This window comes from Pseudalgibacter alginicilyticus (assembly GCF_001310225.1).
GTDB classification, from domain to species: Bacteria; Bacteroidota; Bacteroidia; order Flavobacteriales; family Flavobacteriaceae; genus Pseudalgibacter; species Pseudalgibacter alginicilyticus.
The window spans coordinates 3,543,123-3,562,840 of record NZ_CP012898.1 but is presented as its reverse complement, the minus strand read 5'-3'; the positions used below and the strand labels follow the sequence as shown (position 1 = coordinate 3,562,840).

General features: G+C 30.9%; 17 protein-coding genes. 9 read left to right on the top strand and 8 right to left on the bottom strand.

Translation table 11 applies throughout. The annotated features are described in order from the left end of the window. Nucleotides 1-403 precede the first annotated feature (403 nt). Nucleotides 404-706: a hypothetical protein gene (locus tag APS56_RS14880; protein WP_054730101.1), complete on the top strand. Its 303-nt coding sequence runs from the start codon at nt 404-406 to the stop codon at nt 704-706. Continuing rightward, a complete protein-coding gene (locus APS56_RS14875; protein WP_054730094.1) occupies nt 706-2,742 on the top strand; it encodes a PepSY-associated TM helix domain-containing protein in 2,037 nt (678 codons plus the stop codon). The genes APS56_RS14880 and APS56_RS14875 overlap by 1 nt, the downstream gene beginning before the upstream one ends. Before the next feature lie 79 nt (nt 2,743-2,821). On the opposite strand, the gene APS56_RS14870 is transcribed toward APS56_RS14875, so the two are convergent. Then, nucleotides 2,822-3,550 carry a hypothetical protein gene (locus APS56_RS14870; RefSeq protein WP_054730091.1) on the bottom strand — a complete coding sequence of 243 codons (729 nt, stop codon included), beginning with the start codon at nt 3,548-3,550 and terminating at the stop codon, nt 2,822-2,824. A gap of 87 nt (nt 3,551-3,637) precedes the next feature. On the opposite strand from APS56_RS14870, the gene APS56_RS16810 reads away from it, so the two are divergent. Next, nucleotides 3,638-3,772, top strand: a complete 135-nt coding sequence (locus tag APS56_RS16810) for a 30S ribosomal protein THX (RefSeq protein ID WP_082379368.1) — start codon at nt 3,638-3,640, stop codon at nt 3,770-3,772. A gap of 197 nt (nt 3,773-3,969) precedes the next feature. Here APS56_RS16810 and yaaA read toward each other — a convergent pair whose 3' ends face one another. Beyond that, nucleotides 3,970-4,728: a peroxide stress protein YaaA gene (gene yaaA, locus APS56_RS14865; RefSeq protein WP_054730088.1), complete on the bottom strand. Its 759-nt coding sequence runs from the start codon at nt 4,726-4,728 to the stop codon at nt 3,970-3,972. Nucleotides 4,729-4,960: 232 nt separating this feature from the next. Here yaaA and APS56_RS14860 point away from each other — a divergent pair, with 232 nt between their 5' ends. Next, entirely contained in the window at nt 4,961-6,379 is a 1,419-nt protein-coding gene (locus tag APS56_RS14860) for an SDR family oxidoreductase (protein WP_054730086.1), read from the top strand. A gap of 89 nt (nt 6,380-6,468) precedes the next feature. Beyond that, nucleotides 6,469-6,843, top strand: a complete 375-nt coding sequence (locus tag APS56_RS14855; RefSeq protein ID WP_054730085.1) for a hypothetical protein — start codon at nt 6,469-6,471, stop codon at nt 6,841-6,843. A 169-nt stretch (nt 6,844-7,012) separates the two neighbouring features. Here the strand turns inward: APS56_RS14855 and APS56_RS14850 are convergent, their stop codons facing one another. Both APS56_RS14850 and APS56_RS14845 read right to left on the bottom strand, forming a co-directional pair. Next, a complete protein-coding gene (locus APS56_RS14850; RefSeq protein WP_054730082.1) occupies nt 7,013-8,059 on the bottom strand; it encodes an RluA family pseudouridine synthase in 1,047 nt (348 codons plus the stop codon). 3 nt (nt 8,060-8,062) lie between these two features. After that, a complete protein-coding gene (locus tag APS56_RS14845; RefSeq protein WP_054730078.1) occupies nt 8,063-8,620 on the bottom strand; it encodes a PASTA domain-containing protein in 558 nt (185 codons plus the stop codon). A gap of 246 nt (nt 8,621-8,866) precedes the next feature. Here APS56_RS14845 and APS56_RS14840 point away from each other — a divergent pair, with 246 nt between their 5' ends. Then, nucleotides 8,867-9,850 carry a D-alanine--D-alanine ligase gene (locus APS56_RS14840; protein ID WP_054730077.1) on the top strand — a complete coding sequence of 328 codons (984 nt, stop codon included), beginning with the start codon at nt 8,867-8,869 and terminating at the stop codon, nt 9,848-9,850. A 92-nt stretch (nt 9,851-9,942) separates the two neighbouring features. Next, nucleotides 9,943-10,398, top strand: coding sequence for a pantetheine-phosphate adenylyltransferase (coaD, locus tag APS56_RS14835; protein ID WP_054730074.1), 456 nt, complete (start codon nt 9,943-9,945; stop codon nt 10,396-10,398). 55 nt (nt 10,399-10,453) lie between these two features. Here coaD and APS56_RS14830 read toward each other — a convergent pair whose 3' ends face one another. The 3 genes from APS56_RS14830 to argS form a co-directional block, all read right to left on the bottom strand. Beyond that, entirely contained in the window at nt 10,454-12,115 is a 1,662-nt protein-coding gene (locus tag APS56_RS14830; RefSeq protein WP_054730071.1) for a SulP family inorganic anion transporter, read from the bottom strand. 91 nt (nt 12,116-12,206) lie between these two features. After that, complete coding sequence (locus APS56_RS14825) at nt 12,207-12,590, bottom strand: hypothetical protein (protein ID WP_054730060.1); 384 nt, start codon at nt 12,588-12,590, stop codon at nt 12,207-12,209. A gap of 206 nt (nt 12,591-12,796) precedes the next feature. After that, complete coding sequence (argS, locus tag APS56_RS14820; RefSeq protein ID WP_054730050.1) at nt 12,797-14,581, bottom strand: arginine--tRNA ligase; 1,785 nt, start codon at nt 14,579-14,581, stop codon at nt 12,797-12,799. A gap of 441 nt (nt 14,582-15,022) precedes the next feature. Here argS and APS56_RS14815 point away from each other — a divergent pair, with 441 nt between their 5' ends. Continuing rightward, nucleotides 15,023-17,098 carry a tetratricopeptide repeat-containing sensor histidine kinase gene (locus tag APS56_RS14815; protein ID WP_054730047.1) on the top strand — a complete coding sequence of 692 codons (2,076 nt, stop codon included), beginning with the start codon at nt 15,023-15,025 and terminating at the stop codon, nt 17,096-17,098. Here APS56_RS14815 and ctlX read toward each other — a convergent pair. After that, nucleotides 17,095-18,033, bottom strand: coding sequence for a citrulline utilization hydrolase CtlX (gene ctlX / locus APS56_RS14810; protein WP_054730045.1), 939 nt, complete (start codon nt 18,031-18,033; stop codon nt 17,095-17,097). The genes APS56_RS14815 and ctlX overlap by 4 nt on opposite strands. Nucleotides 18,034-18,198: 165 nt before the next feature. On the opposite strand from ctlX, the gene APS56_RS14805 reads away from it, so the two are divergent. Next, complete coding sequence (locus tag APS56_RS14805; protein WP_054730043.1) at nt 18,199-19,632, top strand: hypothetical protein; 1,434 nt, start codon at nt 18,199-18,201, stop codon at nt 19,630-19,632. The last annotated feature ends 86 nt before the right edge of the window (nt 19,633-19,718 follow it).

The following is a 19,718-nucleotide window of genomic DNA, read 5'->3' as shown; positions in this document are numbered from 1 at the left end:
AGTTTGTTTATTTATTTTTAAGCAACTCTAAACGAGCATTAGTTTAGAGTTGCTTGTTTAAAAAGTTAAAATGGTAACAAATAGTATTTTATTAGTTTTTATTGGATGTTTAATATTTTATAAAACCTCTCAGAAAGCAATATTGTCTAATAAATATTTCATAGAGAAATGGATTCAGAAACACGCTAAAAATTCAAAATTTATTGGAAGTCTTATTTTAATTATCGCCTTATTATTAATAATTAATAACTTTGGATTAACTTCTGGCATTGTATTTTGGTTGATAGCAATAATGTTTATTTTAAGTTTAGTCATACTCATTTCACCTTTACAAAAAATCAATTACAAGCATTGTATTTTCATTTTTTTCATTCTATTTGTTGTCGAAATTTTTTACTGATATATGCCTGCAAACACTAAATACTTAAATAAATCACCATGGCAACAATTTGCAAAAATAACTGCAGGTATATTTGGTGGTTATTTAATTTCTGCATTACTACACATGTGTTTATCCCTCTGGTTGCCAAACTCAAAAAACATCTTAATAAGCTCTATTTTCACTTTATTTATCGTTTGGTGTGCCTTGCTAATTGTTCCTTTTTTATTTAAAAATGGTTGGAAAGCTTGGCTACTTTACTTATTCTTCATAGTTCTTCTTTACGGTCTATATGTTATAGGAAATACAAACAATCCTTTTATATAATGAACAATAGAAATTACAACGTTTTTTTTAATACGCATACAGTTAGTGGCATTGTTATTAGTGTGGCTTTATATATTATCTTTTTTGCTGGAGCTTTTTCATTATTTAAAGAAGACATTGGAATTTGGCAAGAAGGACAACAGGTTAGTTATACAGAACGAAATGCTATTGATTATGATGGTATATTTAAAAGCTTAGATGACAAATACAAACTAACTGGTCGTGATTTTCAAATTAACTATGGTGAGGAAAGCGATAAAATTTACGTAATTCTTGAAGCAAGTAAAGACTCCTTAGCTTCCGATGAGGCAAAATTAGACGAGTATTTTTCGCTGGATATCCATTCGAAAAAAACAAAAAGTTATGCAGAACATTATAGCTTAGGCGAATTCTTATACCGCTTACATTTTCTTGCTCAATTTCCATATATTGGTATTTACTTAGCTGGTTTTGTTTCCTTGTTTTTTTTATTCGCAATTGTAACTGGCATTATAATACATTGGAAAAAAATCATTCCGAACTTTTATAGTTTTAATCCAAAAATTGCTTTAAAACGTGTTTGGACAGATGCTCATACTGCACTTGGTGTTATAGGACTGCCCTTCCAATTTATGTTTGCTGTTACTGGAGCTTATTTCTGTTTAAGTATATTAGTGCTGATACCTGCTAATTTTTTATATGGTGGCGACCAAGACAAATTAATGGAAGACGTGCGCCCAGAGCGTAAGACTTATGAATGGGTTGCTAAGTCTGAAAAAGAAATCCCTAGTTTTAATACTTTTGCACAAACCACTGCAAATCAATGGAAAAACTACCATTTAACACGTGCTTATGTTAGAAATTATGGAGGCATCAATATGAAATATGTCTTAACTGGTGAATTGAAAGACAGTGAACGATTTATAAGTACCAGCCGTATTATTTTAGATGCTTATTCTGGTGACCTCACCATTGAGAAAAGCCCCACTGAAATTGAATATTCTGGAGATTTACAACGCCTAATTGGCAGACTGCACTTTGCTGATTTTGGTGGTATTCCTATGAAAGTTGTCTATTTTATATTGTCATTAATAACCTGTTTTGTAATTATTACTGGAGTTTTAATTTATATTGAGGCTCGTAACAAAAAAAGTCAGACTTTAAAACAACGCCTATATACTGCAAAAATAGGCCATATTTATATGGCTATTTGTTTATCCATGCTTCCGGTTACTGCGCTTGCTTTTATATTTGTAAAATTATCACATTCCTACTATAATGATCAACAAACCGCTATTTACACCTTTTATTTCATCGCATGGCTAATTGCCATATTATTTTTTAGATTTAAAAGAGACAACTATTATACCAACAAAGTTTGCCTTTTATTTGGTGCTATATTTGGATTTTTAGTACCAATTGCAAACGGTATTATTTCTGAAAATTGGATTTGGAAAACCTATACTCAAGGACAATATAACATCTTATTCATTGATGTACTTTGGATAATAATTGCGACTTTATCTCTATTGATTTATTTAAAAATCAAGCCTCAAATAAAAACAAAAAGTGCCTTTACCAAACACCCTATTGACTACCATAATTTAGCAAAAGAAACTGAAATAAATTCAAAAAAGACAACGCAGAACACTGATATAAACCATATAGAAATGAGAACAAAAATTATTATACTTTGGCTATTTTTAGGTATCGGATGGCTTGTTCATCACATTTACGGACTATTTAATATTTATTATAATGAAACCCTCATTATTGAAGGTGCCACAGGTGACGTTCCTATTGCACATCATATATACAGAATATTATTTGAGGGCTTATGCTTACTTTTTGCATTACTAACGCTTGAAGTTACTAAACAGTGGTTCAAATCAACGGCATTCATTTGGGCCATAATTGCGGGTTTGTATAATGTATATCACTTCATAGAAGCCATCATTTTTGAAACTTCTAATATTTCAGAAATATTTATGCTTTTATTGGTGGCTACCGCAAGTGTATTCTTGATTAAGAATTTATACTTATGGAAAAAGAAATAATATCTTTTTTTCCATAAACATCTATTAAAAACGTGGTAGTGTCACCGCAATTTCATTCATTTTTTTATTAGTGTTGTACTTAAGTATTAAACTCAGCCACCAACCTTTCAACCTCTACAATGGTATGTCTATTCAGTTTTTTATTCTCTTTGGTCATATATTGCGATTCGGCATATATTTCATCAATAATTTCTTTGGCATCCGTTTTCTTATTTTGTCTAATTAAAAACTTAGCCAAAATCAGACGTTCTTCATAAAATGAATAACGATTGTCAATTTCTCGCAGATTTTTTTCTGCTTCTTCAAAACGTCCTAATTTATCTAAAGACATTCCATATAAAAACTGTGTTCTAGATTTTTTAAATTCCGACTCCGAAGCTATTTTTTCAGCATACAAAAGTACCTCTTCAAAGTTCCCTTCCATATAAAGCGCTTCTATCAATTGCTTGACTACAAAAACATTTTTTTGAAGTTTATCTTCCAAAGCTTTTTTATAATGCGGTATAGCATTTTGATAGTCTTTATTTTCTAAATAAGCATCTGCCAAATCAATTCGATTTTGAAAAGTTTCAGCAAATTCCAATCGTTTTTCCAAATCCTTAATCTTTTTGGTAGGATTAATTATAGAAACAATATTGTCTTGAATTTTCTCGGCATCTCGTTTATTATAAACCTGAGTAATTAAATAAATACCACAACCAATGGCTGGTAAAAAAAGAATCAAAAAAATCCAATAATACGGTGTTTTATTTTTAATTACATGGTAAATACAATACACTTGAAGCGCAATAGTTAAATAATAAATCATACGTTAAATTTATTTTAAAAGTCTAAATATACTACAGAAAAACTTAAAAATTTCTTATATTTTGATTCACTCAAAAAACTAAAAATTATGGGAAAAGGCGATAAAAAAACAAAACGTGGAAAAATACACCGGGGGACTTTTGGTACCCGCAGGCCTCGAATTAAAAAAAAGCGTTCAGTAGAAAATAAAATAGGCATTGGAGCTAAAGTGCAACCTAAATGATTTTAAAGAAATCACTTTTAATTAATAACAGTATAAAACTGCTTATACGTATTTTTATATCTGTTTTAGTGCACTCAAAATCATACATTCTAAACATTTCAATTTCTGTTTATATTCAGCATATCCTAAAGTTTGGTGGTATTACTGTATGAATGTAACAAACCTACAATCACCATGAATGCACTTCAGATACACGTTTATCTAATAAACACCAAATCGGTTTTTGTGGACAAATCTTCACTAAAGCCATAGCCCCCAGAGTTAAATCCTTTTAAATCAGTAATAGTTTCAACGTTGTTATCTATAATATAACGCGCCATCAATCCACGAGCTTCTTTAGCAAAAAACGAAATTACTTTGTAATTGCCATTTTTAAAATCTTTAAAACTAGCTGTTATCACAGGTACTTTTAAGCTTTTAGTATCTACGGCTTTGAAATACTCATTGCTAGCAAGATTTAAAAATAGTTCGTCGTCTTTAAGTTCTTCATTTAAAGCTTTGGTTATACTTCTTTTCCAGAATTCATAGAGATTCTTTTTAGTCCCAACAGGGAATTTTGTTCCCATTTCTAAACGATAAGGCTGCATTAAATCCAAAGGTTTTAGCAGACCATATAGTCCCGAAAGAATTCGCACCGTATTTTGAGCTACTTCTATTTTTTCAGTTGGGATGGTGTATGCATCCAAACCACGATATACATCGCCACTAAAAGCATACATAGCTGGTCTGGCATTTTCTTCGGTAAAAGGCAATTTCCAAGATTGGTTTCGTTCATAATTTAATTGCCCCAAAGCATCAGAAATCCCCATAAGCTTAGATAAGCTTTTAGCAGATTTATTTTTGAGTAATTTGTTTAAACGCTCTGATTGCTTTAAAAATATAGCTTCAGTATTACTGTTGGTTGGCAGTTGACTTTCAAAATCGAGTGATTTAGCTGGCGATAATACAAGTTTCATAGATAATTTATTTGTCATTTCCGCAGGAACGAAAATCTATTTTTCTTTTCTTTTTCAAAGTTACAATTAGTAATCTACTTTTAAAATCATAGTCAACAATTATTTGCAATGCCATTATAAATTGAATTTATACTATAAATTTTAACTTAAAAAGCATAACTTGGTTAACCGCTACAAGAGTTTGGGTAAATCAAATATTCAACTAATATGCTATATTTATAAAAAACACTTAATGAAAATACTGCTAACAGGTTCCACTGGATACATTGGTAAACGATTACTTCCTATTCTAATTGAAGCGGGTCATGAAGTTGTTTGTTGCGTTAGAGATTCTAAAAGATTTAATCCGCCAGAGTCTTTAAAAACTAAAATTTCGATACTCCAATTAGACTTATTAGATATAGCTTCATTGAAAAACATTCCAAAAGATATTGATGCCGCTTATTATTTAGTGCATTCTATGTCTTCATCTGAAGACTATAAATCTTTAGAAGAAACCTCAGCCATAAACTTTAGAAATGCCCTTAAAAACACTCATGTTCATCATGTTATTTATTTAAGTGGTATTATTAACAAATCTGAACTTTCAAAACATCTAAATTCCAGAAAAAACGTTGAAATAGAACTTGGTAAAGGGAGTTATAATTTCACCGTTTTACGAGCAGGAATTATTATAGGTTCTGGTAGTGCTTCATTTGAAATTATAAGAGATTTGGTTGAAAAGCTACCTATAATGATTACTCCTAAGTGGCTTAAAACAAAATGTCAACCTATTGGAGTTTCAGATGTTCTTGCTTTTCTTTCTAAATCTTTGTTCCACCCAGAAACGTTTAATAAAAATTTTGATATTGGTGGAACAGATATTTTAACCTATAAAGAGATGCTTTTAAATTTTGCTAAAGCACGGAATTTAAAACGCAAAATTTACGTAGTGCCTGTTATGACTCCAAAACTTTCTTCATACTGGCTTTATTTTGTAACCTCAACCTCATACAAACTTGCAACTTCTTTAGTAAACAGTATGAAAGTAGAAGTAGTTTGTAGAAATAGTCAGATTAACAACATTCTTAAAATTTCTCCCATAAGTTACCAACAATCTTTAAAAAAGGCATTTACAAAAATTGAAAATAACGAAATTCTCTCCAGCTGGAAAGACTCCTATTCTAGTAGTGGCTTAAGTTTTAATATATCTGATTTTATTCAAGTTCCTTCTTTTGGATGTTTCAAAGATAAAAGGTCTGAAATCTTTGAAAACCGAGAATATTGTATAAGCAACATTTGGAGTATTGGCGGTGATAACGGATGGTATTACGGCAATTGGTTATGGGGATTAAGAGGTTTTGTTGACAAACTTGCTGGAGGGGTTGGATTACGACGAGGGCGCACAAGCCCTACCGATATCCATGTTGGTGACACCATTGATTTTTGGCGCGTATTGTATGCCAATAAGCAAGAAGGTCGCTTGCTTTTATTTGCTGAAATGAAACTACCAGGAGAAGCTTGGTTAGAATTTAAAATAACAGACAACAAGCTTATCCAAACCGCAACCTTTAGACCCCTTGGAGTTGCGGGTAGGCTATATTGGTATGCAGTATTACCTTTTCATGGGCTTATATTCAACGGCATGATAAAAAAATTGGTGCGTTCTTGAATCATTACAATAGCTTAACATATTCGAAATCTTTTTTTAGTTAAAAAACAATAAGTTTACTTTTTATTTTTTTATTTAAAACTTAAAATATGGAAATTGATAGCACTGAAGATTTTTTAAAAAAATTCGATTACAATTACCAACGAAATAACAATCAGTTAATTATTGAAATGGACTTCTCTCAAAAAATATCTATTGATTTCTCTAATCCTGAAAAGGTTAAAATTACCAACAAAGTAATCGGTTGGAATTTCTTAACAGGCATCATAAATATGACTATTAAAAATGCTGCTATATTTAACCTAATTAGTGGATTAATATTGGGTTTTATTTTCTTCTTTATTGATATAAAAACTGGAATATTTTTCCTTATAGCATTGGTTATCTGGGTGCTTTCATGGTACACGTTTTACCTATCAAAAACAGATACATTAAAGCATTTTTTAATTAATTGGAGTAAATAAATATTTAATAAATAGCATCACTTTAAGGATTAAAGTAACTATAATCCTCTTTTTTGTGTTGTAGCTCCTGTCTCAAGATAAAGTGATTCTGGAGAAACCTGTCCTGACAACGTAATACAAAAAACAAAATTTTCAATAAAAAATATAAGCTAACTACATAGGAGTAATACTAATCCAACTCCTGATGCTTAGAATAGGTTTTCCATTTTTCAATGCACAATTGCATATCATCAGGAATTTCAGTATCAAAACGCATAAACTCATTAGTTTTAGGATGAACAAAGCCTAAGGTTTTAGCATGTAATGCTTGCCTTGGTAATACTTTAAAACAATTATCTACAAACTGCTTGTATTTAGTAAACGTTGTTCCTTTTAGTATTTTTTCACCACCATATCGCTCATCATTGAACAACGTATGCCCAATATGCTTCATGTGTACACGTATTTGATGGGTGCGCCCAGTTTCTAGTTTGCAAGAAATTAATGTAACATACCCTAAACGCTCAAGAACCTTATAATGAGTAATCGCTGGCTTTCCTTTTTCTGCTTCGTCATCAAGAAACACGGTATTTTGCAATCGGTTTTTGGGATGACGACCAATATTACCTTCAACAGTACCCTCATCTTCAGCCACATTTCCCCAAACCAGTGCCACATATTCACGTTCACTAGTTTTTTCGGCAAATTGCAAAGATAAATGCGCCATAGCCTGTTCAGTTTTTGCCACCACTAAAAGCCCGCTAGTATCCTTATCTATACGGTGAACTAACCCTGGACGTTCACTAGAATTGTTTGGTAAATTATCAAATCTATAAATGAGAGCATTAATTAAAGTCCCTGAATAATTACCATGCCCAGGATGCACAACCATACCTGCTGATTTATTAACAACCAACAAGGTATCATCTTCATAAACCACATCAATAGGGATGTCTTCTCCTACCAATAAATTTTCAAATGGAGGATGCGCAAATAGAACCCGAATAGCATCAAAAGGCTTAACTTTATAATTGGACTTTACAGGAATATCATTCACAAAAATACTCCCATTTTTTGCTCCTGCCTGAATTTTATTACGGGTAGCATTTTCTATGCGATTCATTAAGTATTTATCAATACGCAAAGGCGCTTGACCTTTATCTACTTGAAAAGCATAATGTTCATACAAATCACTTTCATCATCCTCGTCAGGTAATTGGGGGGTATAGTTGCTCATAATTTAATTAGGTCTGTTACCATTACCCAGTTCCAAATCTATTTTGGAAGTTTTTGGCAACATATCTCCTTCGCTTAGTGTTTCTCCTTCATGCATCATTTTCAATACCATATTTTTACCTATATTATCAACATAAGTTAATTTTCCAACAACAAACCCTAAAGCTTCCAAAGTTGGTTTTGCTTGACGTAATGTTTTTTCTTTTAAATCTGGAACTAATATTTTCCTATATCCTGACGGATTCAAAGTCACGTAAATTTTACGGTTTTCTTTTACTTTTACACCAGGTAAAGGGTCTTGCTCTATAACAGAGAATCTAGGATAATCAGGGTTAAAATTAGCCGAATCTTGAATTTGAAGCACCAATCTGTTTTCTTTTAATTCAATTTCTGCCACACTCATGGATTTTCCTTTTAAATCAGGAACCGTTTCAAATTTATCATGATTAGTTGATATATTTAACCATTTTAAAAGCAAAAAGCAAATAACTACCACTGCCACTACAGCTAATATTATTTGTTTTAAAAATGCTTTACTAAAAAGAAATTTTATGATACCCATTTATAGAATTTTCGATAAGGCAAATATATAAAAACAGAACTGTTTTTTCTTTCGCAATATATATGATATTTTAGCTTAACTAATAATAGATACGTTTTATTGTTAGATTTAGACTGAAATTGAACATTTATTATGAATATACGTCTTGATAATTGTTGATTTTATAAAAGAAAAACATAGATTAAATAAGCTCCTTTTCTTTACTAAAACAAATTTAGAAGAGGCAAAGTAATGACAAAAATATAAATGAAAAAAAATATTGCCATCATCATGGGTGGGTATTCTAGTGAGTACCAAATATCCTTAACTAGCGGAAATGTAGTTTTCGAAACTTTAATTGCTTCAAAATACAATCCCTATCGCGTTCATATTTTTAAAGATAAATGGGTGTATGTTGATACGAATGACAGTGAATTTCCTATTGATAAAAACGATTTTTCGGTTACAGTAAACCAATCAAAAATTACTTTTGATTGTGTTTTTAATGCTATCCATGGTTCTCCAGGTGAAGATGGGTTTATGCAAGGCTATTTTGCGTTGCTAAACATACCTCACACCAGTTGTGGTATGCACCAAGCCTCTGTTACGTTTAACAAACGAGATTGTTTGAGCGTTTTAAAACCTTATGGCATTAAAACAGCAGACTCCTATTACCTCAATTTAGGTGACACCATTGATGAAACTGCCATTATTAAGAAAGTTGGACTCCCCTGTTTTGTAAAAGCTAATAAAGCAGGAAGCAGTTTTGGCATAACTAAAGTACACAAAAAAGAAGATTTACAAAACGCTATTGATGTGGCTTTTAAAGAAGATGACGAAATTATTATTGAGTCATTTTTAGACGGTATAGAAGTATCTGTAGGTGTGATTACTTTTAAAGGAGAAATAAAAGTGTTGCCAATAACTGAAATTGTAAGTGAAAATGATTTTTTTGATTATGAAGCTAAATACTTAGGAAAATCAAAAGAAATCACTCCTGCCAGATTAAGTAAAGATCAAGAAAATAAAGTTAATATAATTGCTAAAAAAGTATACAAAGCTCTTAAAATGACTGGTTTCTCTAGAAGTGAATTTATTTTTAAAAATGACGAACCTCATTTATTAGAGGTAAATACCATTCCTGGTTTAACCAAAGCAAGTATATTACCTCAACAAGCAGCGGCAGCGGGTATATCAATGTCTGACTTATTTGAAAATGCTATAGAAGAGGCTTTGAAAAACGAACACTAATTAATACTCAGCAAATAAATATTATATTTGGTAAAGTTTGTCATTTTCTCCTAATATTTAAAGAAAAAAGCTAACTTAAATTAAAACGATTAATGAAACGAGCAATCTTTCCAGGGTCTTTTGACCCTATCACTTTAGGACATTACGATATTATAAAACGCGGCGTTACATTATTTGATGAAATTATTGTCGCTATTGGTATCAATGCCGATAAAAATTATATGTTTTCTTTAGAGGAACGCGTAAAATTTATCCAAGATACATTTGCTGATGAACCCAAAATAAAAGTAACTACTTATAAAGGTTTGACAGTAGATTATTGTAAAGAAATTAATGTGGAATTTATATTGCGAGGCTTAAGAAATCCTGCTGATTTTGAATTTGAAAAAGCCATTGCTCATACCAATAGAGATTTAGCTCCTATTGAGACTATATTTCTATTAACCTCAGCACAAACCTCTTATATTGCTTCCAGTATTGTAAGAGATGTTATTAGAAATAATGGTGATTATACCAAATTAGTTCCTAATAATGTACGTGTAAAATAGAAATTTACAACTTTTTTTACCAAAATATTAAAAACGCTAAAACGAATAGAAAAGGTTAAAATTTGTACTCAGACAATCCTTTAGTAAATGCTTCTGGATTTTCTGCCAAATGATAACGCGGGTCGTCTATATCATCTATAATAACTTCCCTAAACTTAGGACTTGATTTATAAAGAAGTTCTTTACAATCTTCACTTAAATGCTTTAATTTTATTGTTTTTCCTTCTGCTTCGTATTTATGTACTAAATTAAAAATAGCTTCTAAAGCAGAATGGTCACTAATTCGTGATTCCACAAAGTCAATTTCTACATTTTGAGGATCGTTTTTCACATCAAACTTATCATTAAATGCTAAAATAGAACCAAAAAATAATGGTCCCCAAATTTCATAAACTTTAGTCCCATCTTCACGCATACGCTTACGGGCTCTAATACGCTTGGCGTTTTCCCAAGCAAATACCAATGCAGAAATTATAACACCAATAAATACTGCTATTGCCAAATCATAAATAACCGTTACCGCTGATACAACTACCAAAACAAAAGCATCAGACCTTGGTATTTTTCTCATTATTCTAAAACTAGACCATGCAAAAGTTTCTATCACCATCATAAACATAACACCAATCAATGCCGCAATAGGCACTTGTTCTATATATTTATCGGTAAATAAAATAAAAGTTAATAACGTTATTGCCATCATAATACCTGATAATCTACCACGACCACCAGCATTAATATTAATTACTGTTTGTCCAATCATACCACAACCACCAGTACCACCAAACAGGCCACTTATCATATTTCCAGCTCCTTGAGCAACACACTCTCGGTTACCATTGCCTCGTGTTTCTGTTAATTCGTCAACTAAATTCATAGTCATTAATGACTCTATTAAACCAACCGACGCAGCTAAAAACGCATATGGTAAAATAAATTTTAACGTATCCAAATTAATAGGCAAATTTTGCCATAATTCTAAATTAGGAGTTGGAAACTCACCTTTAAGTCCGGTTCCGCCACCTTCTATAATATAGGACCCTACCGTACTCACATCCAATCCTCCAAAAATAACTACAGCAGTAGTTATAAGTATTGCCGTTAAAGCCGCTGGAATTTTTGTTGTGATTTTTGGTAGCAACCAAATAACACCCATAGTTAATATTACCAAAGCAATCATTGTATACAGTTCCATGCCATACATGGGTATATTAACATACTCCTTAACACCTTCGGCACTAACTTTTAATTCTTTATGAGAAAACATACGTACTTGAGCCATAAAAATTACAATAGCTAAGCCATTTACAAACCCCAACATTACAGAATGCGGTATTAAACGTACAAATTTCCCTAATTTGAAAACGCCAGCCCCTATTTGAAACAGCCCCATTAATATAACGGCTGCCAATAAATAGAAATATCCCATATTCTCAACGGGCGTATCAAAAGACATTCCTTTTGCATGACCTTCGGATATTAAATGTACAAAAATAACAGCTACCGCACCTGCTGCACCAGATATTAAACCAGGTCTGCCTCCAAATGCAGCTGTAATTAAACCAATAATAAATGCTCCTGAAAGTGCAACTAAAGGATCTATTTGAGCTACAAATGCAAAAGCAACTACCTCGGGAATCATAGCTAATGATACCGTTATACCTGCCAATGTATCATCTTTAATATTTGGCGTTATCTTCCTTACAAATTCAGTCATGGTTAATTTTTTGAAGGTGCAAATTTACTGTTAATATAAAGATACACAACAGTTAACTACAATTATTTAAAAATGAATTAACACATAAATACTATTTGAAGCTTAACGTTTCCAAATTTTCAAGCCAGTTAAGAGCATCTTCTCTTTCTATAAATAACTTTATATTCCAATTGTTGCTATGATTGAGATTGATTAACGTTTCAGTAGACATTAATCCGCCATTGGTACCTACCATAACTGCCATTGCATTTATTTCTTTTAAATTACCAATTGTTTTTTGGGCATAAAAAGTATAAGTATAGGAGTATTTTTTATTTATCAATAAAGAAAATGGCTTTTTTAAAGCACTCAATAAAAAATCATGATATTCATCTACCATAATTTCATCCATCACCACACCTTCGTTAACGATAACTTCTGCTAAATTTTCTTTAATAATTATTATTGTCCCAAAGGACAGTTTATAACTTTTCATGTAAATCTTTTAAGTTGAGAGACTTAATAAAATTATAAACAACACTTTTAAATAATAGCAATAACAGTGGTTATTCGAACCACACTAAGGTAAGTTTATTTTAGTAAAACATCCAAATTTCAAAATAGCAAATTCGAACAAAAACTTATAAAACGGCCTTTAATCGAAAATTTAACTATTTACTTTGTAAGATCAATAAATTAACATTACATACGCTCTGGCACTTGAATTCCAAGCAAGTTAAATGCTAATTTAACGGTGGAAGCTACTTTTTTTGATAGTTGTACTCTGAATATTTTGTCATGTAATTCGTCTGCACCTAAAATAGATACATTCTGATAAAAAGAATTAAATTCTTTAACTAAATCATATGTATAATTAGCAATTAATGCTGGGCTATGTTGTGATGCCGCATTTTGAACAACTTCTGGAAATAGTTGAAGTTGCTTAATAAGCTCTTTTTCTTTAGGATGCAACTTTTTTACTTCTATAGTTATGGATGTAGTATAATCAAAATTAGCTTTTCGTACTATAGATTGTATTCTGGCATAAGTATATTGAATAAATGGCCCAGTATTTCCTTGAAAATCAATAGATTCTTTAGGATCAAATAAAATTCGCTTTTTGGGGTCTACTTTTAGTATATGATACTTTAAAGCCCCAAGTCCAATGACTTTATAAAGTTCTTTTTTCTCAGATTCAGTATAACCATCTAATTTTCCTAACTCTTCTGAGATTCCTTCGGCTGTGTTAGCCATTTCAGTTATTAAATCATCAGCATCAACTACAGTACCTTCTCTACTCTTCATTTTACCACTAGGTAAATCTACCATACCATAACTTAAATGATATAAATTTTCTGCCCAGTCAAATCCTAATTTTTTCAATATTAAAAATAACACTTGAAAATGATAATCTTGTTCATTTCCAACCGTATAAACCATTCCGCCTACATCTGGAAAGTCTTTAATACGCTGAATGGCAGTTCCAATATCTTGAGTTATATAAACCGCTGTGCCATCTGACCGTTGCACAATTTTTTTATCTAAACCGTCTTCGGTTAAATCACACCAAACGGAACCATCATCTTCTTTAATGAAAACACCCTTTTTTAGTCCTTCGTTAACAAATTCTTTGCCTAACAAATAGGTGTTACTTTCATAATAAAGAGAATCAAAATCGACCCCCATATTTTTATAGGTTTCATCAAAACCCTCATACACCCACGCATTCATTTTTTTCCACAGTGCTACAACATCTTCATCACCAGCTTCCCAATTTAATAGCATGTTTTGTGCTTCCAACAATATAGGTGCTGTTTTTTTTGCTTCTTCGGTAGCTATACCGTTTTGAACTAAATTTTCAATTTCTTTTTTATATTCTTGATCGAACCTAACATAATAGTTCCCTACAAGCTTATCTCCTTTTAGACCAGTGCTTTCTGGTGTTTCACCATTTCCAAAACGTTTCCAAGCTAACATACTTTTACATATATGTATCCCTCTATCATTAATAATCTGTGTTTTATAAACCTTTTTACCCGATGCTTTTAAAATTTCAGCAACACTATACCCTAATAGGTTGTTTCTAACATGCCCTAAATGCAAAGGTTTATTAGTATTAGGTGAAGAATACTCCACCATAATTGCTTTTTCACTTACATGTGGTTTTATAATACCGAAAACATCATCACTCAAAATTTCATTAAAAATCTCAACATAATAAGCATCCGAAATTTCAACATTCAAAAAGCCCTTAACAACATTAAAACCTTTAACAATCTCCGTATTTTCTAACAAATAATTTCCAACCACTTCTCCAATTTGCACGGGATTCCCTTTGATGAGACGTAACATAGGAAAAATAACAACGGTAATATCTCCTACAAATTCTTTACGTGTTGCTTGAAACTCTACGATTTCTAAAACAACATTAAAAGATTTGCTGACAGCTTGTTTTACTTGATTTGATAACGTTTCTTGAAGGCTCATTAATGGTAATTTTTTAAGTGAGCAAAGATAAAATTTTTATTATTGATACACATAAAAGTATCTATTGTTATTCTATACTAATAAGCATTTTCTTTTTTTAACCATTAATATCACTTTTGCAATAGATTCTAAAAAAATTAACATAAAAAAGAAAAAATTTTTAATTAAAAAAGTGCTGTTTTTCTATGATTTTTGCCGTTAATCTATTCGTCGATTTTTTTAAAAATATTTCAATTCCTTTCAACTAATTTATTGGCATTAAAACGCAGAAATTAGATTTTTAATATGCTTTTAGCAACTTTTGTTTTTTGTAAAGCTATTATCAAAATTAAAAAAAACAAGAATATTTAAAATATTTACAATTACAAAGATTCTGCTTACCTCCCTCAACTAAGCGTCTAACATAATTGATGAATTACTTATAAGTAATCTGAATATTACATGAGGAAAATTATTATTTTACTAACGCTTTTTGTTTCATTCTTTGGTTGGTCACAAACCAATGAGATAGATAGCCTTTCAATAGAATTAGCTTTCCAAAATACAGATAGCTCTAAAATTGACACTTCTTTAGAACTCATTAAGGAACTTTATGAAATAAAGGAATATGATAAGGCTATTAAATATATAATTGAAAGCGAAAAACTTTCCTCCGATTTAAAATACCATAAAGGCATTGCTGAAATATCCTATTACAAAGCATTAATTTACGCTGAAAAAAATGATTATATAAATGCTATAAGTGGTTACGAAAGAGCTAAGTCCTTATTTTACAATTTAAAAGATACTCTTAGTGTTGCTAAAGTTAATAACAGCATTGGTTTAATAGAAATTAAAAGAGGAAACTACAAAAAAGGGTTACAATTTTCATTGTCTGCTATAGGTGAATTAGAAAAAAGGCACCTTAAATACGATTTAAATAGCGCTTATACTAGTTTAGCAAAAGCATACTACAATATTAATGCTTATGATAAATCTATTGATTTTAATTTAAAAGCCCTTGAAGTTCAAGAACAACTCAATGATTCTAAAAGCATCAACAAAACCCATAGAAATTTAGCAGAACTTTACTCTTTAAAAAAGGAAAACAGAAAAGCCATTGAATATTATGAAAAAGCACTCCAAGGCCTTGATAACACCAATGATTCTATAGCGGGTTTTATTTACCCCAAATTGGGAGGTGAATATTTACAGTTTAATGATTATGAAAATGCTACAAAATATTTAGTAAAAGGTTACAATATTAACTTTAAACAAAAAAACAAGGCAGGCTTGCTAATAGCTTTAAACAACCTTGGAAACTTAAACATTCAACAAGGCAGACTTGTTATAGCCGAAAATCAACTGATTGAGGCTGGCGAAATAGCCAAAAGCATTGACAATAAAGAAGAGCTACTAAAGCACTATAAGTTAATGAAAACTTTAGACTCTACCAGAGGTAAATTTGACAGAGCATTTGTGTGGCAACGAAATTATTACAACTTACAAAAAAGCCTTAATAAAACGCAAATCAATATTACATCCACCACTCTTGAACCGATTCCGTTAGAATTAGATCCTGATTTTGATAAAGAAAAAACTGAAGCACAAGCTATTGAGCAGGTAAAAGAAAATAAAGCTCAAACCGAAGAACGTTTTAGCCGATTAAAAATAATATTTTATGCCTTATTAGCTGCGTTGGCTATTGTTTCTACTTTTTTAATTCTCATTTATTTAAAACGCAACAGTACCCTAAAATATACTCAAGAATTAGAAGAGAAAAATATTAAAATAGAATTACAAAATAAAGCGTTTTTAGAGCAAACCAAACACTTAGAAAACGTTAACAATGTTAAAGACAAGTTATTTTCTATTGTTTCTCACGATTTAAAAGATTCACTATCCTCTATTAATGGTTTTATTGATTTATTAAGAGACGGCTCTTTAACCAGAGAAGAGTTTGACAATTTAGTCCCTGAACTAAGTGAAAATGCTAATAATGCATCATTATTACTCTTTAACTTATTAAATTGGTCTAAATCGCAAATGCAATCATTAGATCCAAAACCTAGTTTATTTGATGTACAAGAAGTTTTTGAAGATAAAGTCAAACTTATAGAACAACGCTTAGAAAGCAAAGGCATAAAATTGGTTAATCGTTCTTTACGTGATTTTGCATACGCAGACAGAAGTATGGTAGAAATTGTTATTCAAAATCTATTAGCTAATGCTGCTAAATTCTGTAGTAATGGTGATACCATTACCATTTCAAATCATATAAGCAATGGCAGTTGCATCATCAGTATTGCAGATACGGGCATCGGAATTTCAAAAAACAATATTGAAAAACTGTTTAAAAGCAACAGTTCATTTACTACCATGGGTACTAAAAACGAAAAAGGGACAGGTTTAGGTTTATCCATCTGTAAAGAACTGGTTGATTTAAACCATGGTAAAATTTGGGTAGAAAGCACCGTAAATGTTGGTAGTACTTTTTATGTACAACTGCCAAAATCTAAACCAAACGACGAGCATTAATTTTTTTTAGGCAAAAACACTTCTGCCATCATACAGCGGGCACTTCCGCCTCCACAAGCCTCAATAATATCTAAAGAGCTACTTATAATTTCAGTATGTTTCTTTAATGCTGAAATTTGAGATTCAGACAAAGCATTATATGCTGCTTGGCTCATTACCAAATACAATGTATTATTTGCTCCATTTACTTGTAACATATTACCTGCAAAATGATTTACTTGTGTTTCGGAAATAGCAATAATCTCCTTTCCGCTTTCTTTTAAATGGTTGATGACATTTTTGCGTTCTTTTTTATCGTCAATACTATCTAAACAAACTACCGCAAAAGTCTCTCCAATACACATCATAACATTGGTGTGATAAATGGGTTTTCTTATGCCTTCAACTGTTTGGTAGGCATTAAATAGTACTGGGGTAAATTCAAAATCCTCGCAAAATTCAATAAATAAATCTTCGTCTGCTCGAGGGGACAAGGCACAATAGGCTTTTCTGTTTTCACGATCTAGCACTACACTACCCGTGCCCTCTAAAAAAACACCTTCAAGTTCAGCTTCAGTATAATCTATAATATTTTTGATGACAAAACCCGCATCTTCCAATGCTATTAAAACAGCTTCATTACGTTCCAATCGTCTATTTTCGGCAAACATGGGGTACAGACCCACATTACCATTTTCATGAAAAGACACCCAATTGTTAGGAAAAACAGCATCTGGCGTATCAAATTCATTTGTGTCATTAACCACTATTGCGTTTACACCAACGGTTTTAAGTTTTTCAACAAGCCCATCAAATTCTTGTTGTGCTTTTTTGTTTACCGCTTCCGGCAACAAATTATCTAAAACTTTTTGGTAATAGTTGTTAACGGCGGTTTGTTCATTCATTCTAAAATGAACGGGACGAATCATTAAAATAGTGTTTGTGGTTTGTGGCATAACAGACGAATTTTATATTACAAAAGTAGACTAATTAACAAACTCTTCTCCTCTATTTTTATGTTTTTGAAAATTTGACTTTGTCAGAAAAAATGTCGAACTTCGTTTAACATAAGATATAAAACATTAATTTCATACTCAAGTTGTTGTGTGCAATTTAAGAAAATGAATTTAAAACAATTAGGAATATTTTTATTGGTCAGTATTGCAATAGTTTTATTTAGTAAACATATTGGACTATTTTGGGATAATGTACTGAACGGCTCAAAAATAGGCACTTATTTATATAATAACGGTATATTAAATTGGAGTACTATTCCTTTAGCAATTGACAATGGACATCCGCCATTTCTTGGAACATTATTGGCAACAGGTTGGACAATATTTGGACGATCGTTAGAAACTTCTCATTGGATGATGTTCCCTTTTATTTTAGGCTTTTTATACCAACTATACAATTTTATAAGTTTTTTTATCAAAAAAAAGCGATATAAAATACTTGCCTTCATTTTGGTATTTTGTGACCCGACTTTATTATCTCAGTTTGTATTAATAAATCCCGAAATAATTCAATCGTTCTTCTTTTTTCTAACTTTAAATTCTATATTAAAAAACAATACCTATTTAAAAATAATTGGTCTCTCATTTTTAGGAATAGTCATGTTTAGAGGAATGATGTTATGTGCTGGATTATTTGTAGTTGACTTATTAATTTTTACAGTAATCAAGAGACAAAAGCTTATAAATTTTATTTCCAAGAAAGTTATTTTAACATATTTAATTTCAGCCCTTCCAGCTTTAATCTATATAACTTGGAGATTATCAATAAAGGGATGGCTAATTTCTCACCCATTAGAAATTTGGGGAAATGCGACAGAATTTTCATCCTTCAATGACTTTTTAAGTAACTTTGGGAGAAATGTTCTTGTATTAGGTTTTCAGTTTTCTGATTTTGGAAGAATTATTTTATTATTGTTTATAATTTTTACATTATACACAAAAAGAAAGAGCATAAAGTTAAAGAATTATAGTTATTTATTAATTATTTCTATTTTCTCAACTTTTTTTATCTATGGATTTAGTTTAATGATAAGGAATACAATGGGGCATAGATACTATTTAGTTTCCTATCTTTCTTTATCCCTTCTAGCTTTTATGCTTGTAAGAGAATATAAAGCTAAAAAGACTATTTTTTCTATCATGCTAACTGTCTTATTATTAGGTAACTTTGTAGTTTATTCAGATTCCTTTGCTCAAGGATGGGATGCTTCTTTAGCCCATCTACCATATTGGAATCTTCGGAAAAAAGCTATTAGTTATATGGATGAAAATAAAATTAAAATTAATGAAACAGCATCTTTTTTTCCGAATGCAACTTCAATAGACAATATTGAATTAAATAATGATAAGCGCTCTTTTGAAGGGTTTTCAGGTAAAGAAATGTATGTTTTTTATTCAAATGTTTACAATTTGACTGATGATAATTTAGAAATATTACATAAAAATTATTCAATTATTAAATCTTTTGAAAAAAATAATGTAAGAATTGAATTAATGATTAGGGTAAATAAAACTGCACACAACAATGGCTATAAGTAATTGCTTGTTCTCGCCTACTTCAGAAAATCCTCGCGGATTTTCTATTCGGTTTGTATTTGCTAAATTAGGTGCTTAAAACACGCAAC